This window comes from Cloacibacillus sp. (genome assembly GCA_036655895.1).
Classification (GTDB): Bacteria; Synergistota; Synergistia; order Synergistales; family Synergistaceae; genus JAVVPF01.
Window position 1 is genome coordinate 2,535 of record JAVVPF010000060.1, and the last position, 4,300, is coordinate 6,834.

Here is a 4,300-nt window from a genome sequence, read left to right on the forward strand (position 1 = left end):
ACGAGCGTCTGCATGGTATTTCCAGATATATACACCGGCGTTGGCGGTATGGCCGGCATCCGCGCGGCCACGGCGAGCGATCCGAATTTTACCAGTCCAATCGCTGGGATGAGTTTCACAAAGGCTTTGATGCTGATTATCCTATGTATCAACGTATATGCGGACCCCAGCTTCTATCAGCGTTTTTCCGCCAGCAACACGGCAAAGACCGGGCGTCGCGCAATGCTTACTTGCTTCTGCCTGTGGCTTATTTTTGACGCAGTAACAAATATAGCCGGCATGGCAGTCCGTGTACAGTATCCCGGTGCGCAGCCCGAACTCTCATATGTGAAGATGGTGCTTTCGCATCTGCCGGTAGGCATCCGCGCATTTTTCATAATAGGGCTCTTCGGAGCGATTATTTCCACACTGGACAGCTACTATCTCATTGGCGGTACGACGCTTGCGAAGGATATATACGCCCGTATCTTCGACCAGGAAAAAATCAGTGATAAAAAACTGGTCAATCTCAGCCGCATTGGCTCGGCGATGTTGGGAATAATTGGCCTTTGTCTAGCATTCCGTTTTACGCTTGTCTACGATGCTTTTGTTTTCCTTATCAGCCTCTGGATGTCCACCGGTTTTGTGCCGGTGCTGATGGCGCTTATGTATGAAGGCAAGAAAACGAAGGCCGCAGGGCTTCTTTCTATGGCGGCGGGCGGTCTCTCATTTGCGTGGCTTTCACTCTGGCCCGTTACGATCTCGCAGAGCTTTGGTTCACTGGAACCAATTCTCGTCTCACTTCCGCTTTCCTTCATTTTCTGGCTAGTTGGCAGCAGGATAGGGGAAGATACCGGATACGACCACAAATCGGTCAGATGCTAGGAGGAATGTAAAGATGGCAAATCAGAATGACAGTCAGAGAATCAGCAACGAAGAAAGAAGCGATCTTAAGATATCTTGGCTCGGCATTGACGGTTTCCTCTGCCTCTGCTATGTGATTGAATCTATCGTTATAGGTTACAGCATGATCAACGACGTTGATTTCGTACTTGGCAAGGTGCTGCCTTACAGCGCGATGCTCATAACGCTCTGGATATTTCTGAAGTATATTACACAGGTGCTGCATTTTGCGCGCGGCACCCGCAAGGGCCGATAAGGTTTGGTTGCGGCGCGCCTGTAGGAGATTTCTATATGAAAATAACCTGTTTTACAATGAAAAAAAGTATTGAAGAGGCAGAAAAAGAGGCTCGCTGCAAAGGTTTCTTAGGCCGGCTCTTTGCAAGAAAAAAGCCTGACGAAATAGTGATGAAGACCATTTACATCGAAAACAGGCTTATCACCTTTGAGATGGTCAAAGAGGCGTCGGTCATTGACAGGCTGCTGAAACGCGCTCCATCAAGTAAAACTAGCAGGATCCGCATGATTGCGAACGGCTCCACCTGCGGAGTTTCCTATTACGACGACAGAGGAATACAAACCGGGGAGTTGGAAGTTCCCGAAGAGGCGCTGCAGCGTTCGGACTATTCCGATGACGCCCTTTCGCTCCGCGGAAACGCCCTCGCCCGTAGGATATTGCGCAGGCGCGTTGGGGGTAATATGCGGCTTGAGGTATCCTCCATCGAAAGTATTTATCGTCCCTATCACATAGCTTTTTTCGGTGCGCCGGAAGAGGGAAAAAAAGTGTTCTATTTGCCGATAGCCGCGGACGACTGTACTGTCAAAAGAACTTTTTAAAGTCAAATAATAATTCGAGCAAATAGCTAGGGAGGAATTTTTGTGAACGCAAAAGATATAAAAGAAGTGGTCCTCAATAAGGACTACAAACTTGAGGAGCTAATAGCGGTGGCGCGTTTTGGTGCAAAGGTCGCATTCAGCGAGGGATATAGAGAACGCGTCAATAAGTGCCGCGCGCTGGTAGATCAATTTGTCAGCGAAAAAAGGCGCATGTACGGCATCACAACGGGGCTTGGTGAGAACGTGAAACGCGCCATTCCCGAGGAAGCGGCCATCCGTTACCAGAAAAACACCATGCTGACGCACTGCACCTCGGTCGGAGAACCTATGGAAGAAGAGCTGGTGCGCGGAATGCTCTTCATGATGCTGGCAAATGTAGGTACCGGCGTCTCCGGCGCGCGTATGAAGGCGCTTGAAACGATTGCCGCACTGCTGAACAAAGGCGTCACGCCGTGGGTACCGATACACGGCTCAGTAGGTTATCTTGACGCGGAGGCGCACGCCGCTCTTGTTTTCACAGGAGCGGGCAGAGCCTACTATAACGGCGAGTTGCTTGACGGAAAAGAGGCGCTTGAACGCGCCGACATAGAGCCGTTCATCCCCAGCTACAAAGAGGGCCTTTGCTTTGTTAACGGTTGTACCTCCATTAATTCAATGGGTGCGATAGCGGCGTATGACGCGCGCAACTTGGCCGCCGCCGCCGACGTCATAGCCGCCTGCACGCTTGAGGCGCTCTCTGCAAACCTGGCTGCCTTTGATGAACGCGTGATGGCTGTAAAACCGCATAAGGCCCAGGCCGCGGCAGCAAAACATATTCGGGAGCTGCTTGCCGACAGTGAGTTTCTTAAAGCCGAGGGAGGAAGACACCTTCAAGACGCTCTCTCTCTGCGCTGTGTGCCGCAGGCTCATGGTGCGGCCCGTAAGACGATAGACGACGCAGTTGAAGCCATAAATACAGAAATAAATTCCTGCGACGACAACCCGATAATCCATCCCAGCGGAGAAGCATTGAGCGCCTGTAACAGCGATGCTGGCTTTGTCGGCGTAGAATGCGATTCCATCTGTATCGCCCTCACCTACCTTGCGAAAATATCAGAGCGCAGGACTGACAGAATGGTCAACGAACATGTGAGCGGACTTCCGCCGTTTCTTGTGGCAAAGCCAGGGGAAAATAGCGGCTATATGATAGTGCAGTATTCTTCCGCGGGGTTGCTCGGCGAAATGCGCGTGCTCTCTCACCCAGCGTCAGTGGACTCTGTCCCGACATGCGCTTATCAGGAGGATTATGTCAGCATGGGTTACAATGCGGCTATGAAGGCCTATAAAGTGGTCCGTCTTGCCGAATATGTGCTGGGCAATGAACTGTTGACGGCAGCTCAGGCTGCGGACTTGCGCGGCGCAAAGGAGTTGTCGCTTGCGTCAGCCACAACAGCGGTCGCTGCGGCGGTTCGCGAAAAAGCGCCATTCATGGAGGACGACCACTACATCTCTCCAGACATGGAATGGGCGCGCGAATTGGTGCATTCTGGCCGCGTTCGTGAGATAGCCGAAAAATTCATTGGAAAGATGTATTAACGCTGTGAGGGATAAAATCCTATCTGGCAAGCGTGCCCTCGTCACGGCTGGCGGCGACGGCATCGGTCTTGCTATAGCAAAACGGCTGCACGAGGCGGGAGCCACCGTCCATATCTGCGCGCGCACATGTGAAAAACTGGCGGCGCGGGCAGCGGAGATGCCAGGGCTGCTCTGGACGCAGGCTGACGTCTCGCGTTGGGAAGATGTGCTGAGGCTATTTCTAGAGATAAAGGAGAAAATGGGCGGCCTTGACATACTTGTCAACAATGCCGGCATCGCAGGCCCGACCGCGCGAATAGACGAAGTATCCCCGGAGGAATGGAGCCGAACAATGGCTACAAACATAGACAGCCAGTTCTTATGCTCCAAGCTGGCAACACCCATGCTCATAGAGGCGGGCGGCGGTGTCGTCATAAACATGGGGTCAACCGCCAGCCTCTTTGCCTACCCGTGCAGATCTCCATACGCGGCCTCAAAATGGGCCGTAATCGGTTTTACAAAAACGCTGGCGCTTGAACTCGGCCAATTTGGCATTCGCGTAAATGCAATCTGCCCCGGCTGCGTGGAAGGTGACAGAATAAACGGAGTGATAGCGCGCGAAGCCGCTGTGCTAGGCATGTCGGTTGACGCAGTCCGTGACGGTTATCTCAATCAAACAGCGCTCCATACCTTTATCAACGCGCAGGACATCGCCGATATGTGTCTGTTTCTGTGTTCTCCCAGCGGAAGCAGGATAAGCGGCCAAGTGGTAACCATAGACGGTTTCACAGAAAATTGTCACAGTTGATCGGGACCCACAATACCCATAGCCCCGCTGGAAAGGCTGCTCCGGCGGGGCGTCTTGTTTATGCAGGAGTCCGTGCTGCAAATTATGTAAGAGCATAAAATTACCGGCCTCTCAATCTAAATCTGCTTCTATTATTATAAATTATATTAAAATGTATTATAAATTATATTAAAATGTATTATAAATTATATTAAATGGTATAATAAAATTGAATTTATAGTT

The 4,300-nt window shown here is 51.3% G+C and carries 5 protein-coding genes; all 5 read left to right on the forward strand.

Annotation, left to right across the window (positions count from 1 at the left end):
* Positions 1-864: sodium:solute symporter family protein (locus RRY12_12190; GenBank protein ID MEG2185431.1), on the forward strand; the 864-nt coding region annotated here is incomplete at its 5' end.
* A gap of 13 nt (positions 865-877) precedes the next feature.
* Positions 878-1,138, forward strand: coding sequence for a hypothetical protein (locus tag RRY12_12195; GenBank protein MEG2185432.1), 261 nt, complete (start codon positions 878-880; stop codon positions 1,136-1,138).
* A gap of 35 nt (positions 1,139-1,173) precedes the next feature.
* Complete coding sequence (locus RRY12_12200) at positions 1,174-1,716, forward strand: hypothetical protein (GenBank protein ID MEG2185433.1); 543 nt, start codon at positions 1,174-1,176, stop codon at positions 1,714-1,716.
* A gap of 42 nt (positions 1,717-1,758) precedes the next feature.
* Positions 1,759-3,291, forward strand: coding sequence for an aromatic amino acid ammonia-lyase (locus RRY12_12205; GenBank protein ID MEG2185434.1), 1,533 nt, complete (start codon positions 1,759-1,761; stop codon positions 3,289-3,291).
* 4 nt (positions 3,292-3,295) lie between these two features.
* Positions 3,296-4,078: an SDR family oxidoreductase gene (locus RRY12_12210; protein MEG2185435.1), complete on the forward strand. Its 783-nt coding sequence runs from the start codon at positions 3,296-3,298 to the stop codon at positions 4,076-4,078.
* Positions 4,079-4,300: the final 222 nt, after the last annotated feature.

What these genes read in the sequence shown, in the direction of transcription:
- RRY12_12200 (MEG2185433.1), top strand. Translation starts at nt 1,174, where the DNA reads ATGAAAATAACCTGTTTTACAATGAAAAAAAGTATTGAAGAGGCAGAA.
- RRY12_12195 (MEG2185432.1), top strand. Translation starts at nt 878, where the DNA reads ATGGCAAATCAGAATGACAGTCAGAGAATCAGCAACGAAGAAAGAAGC.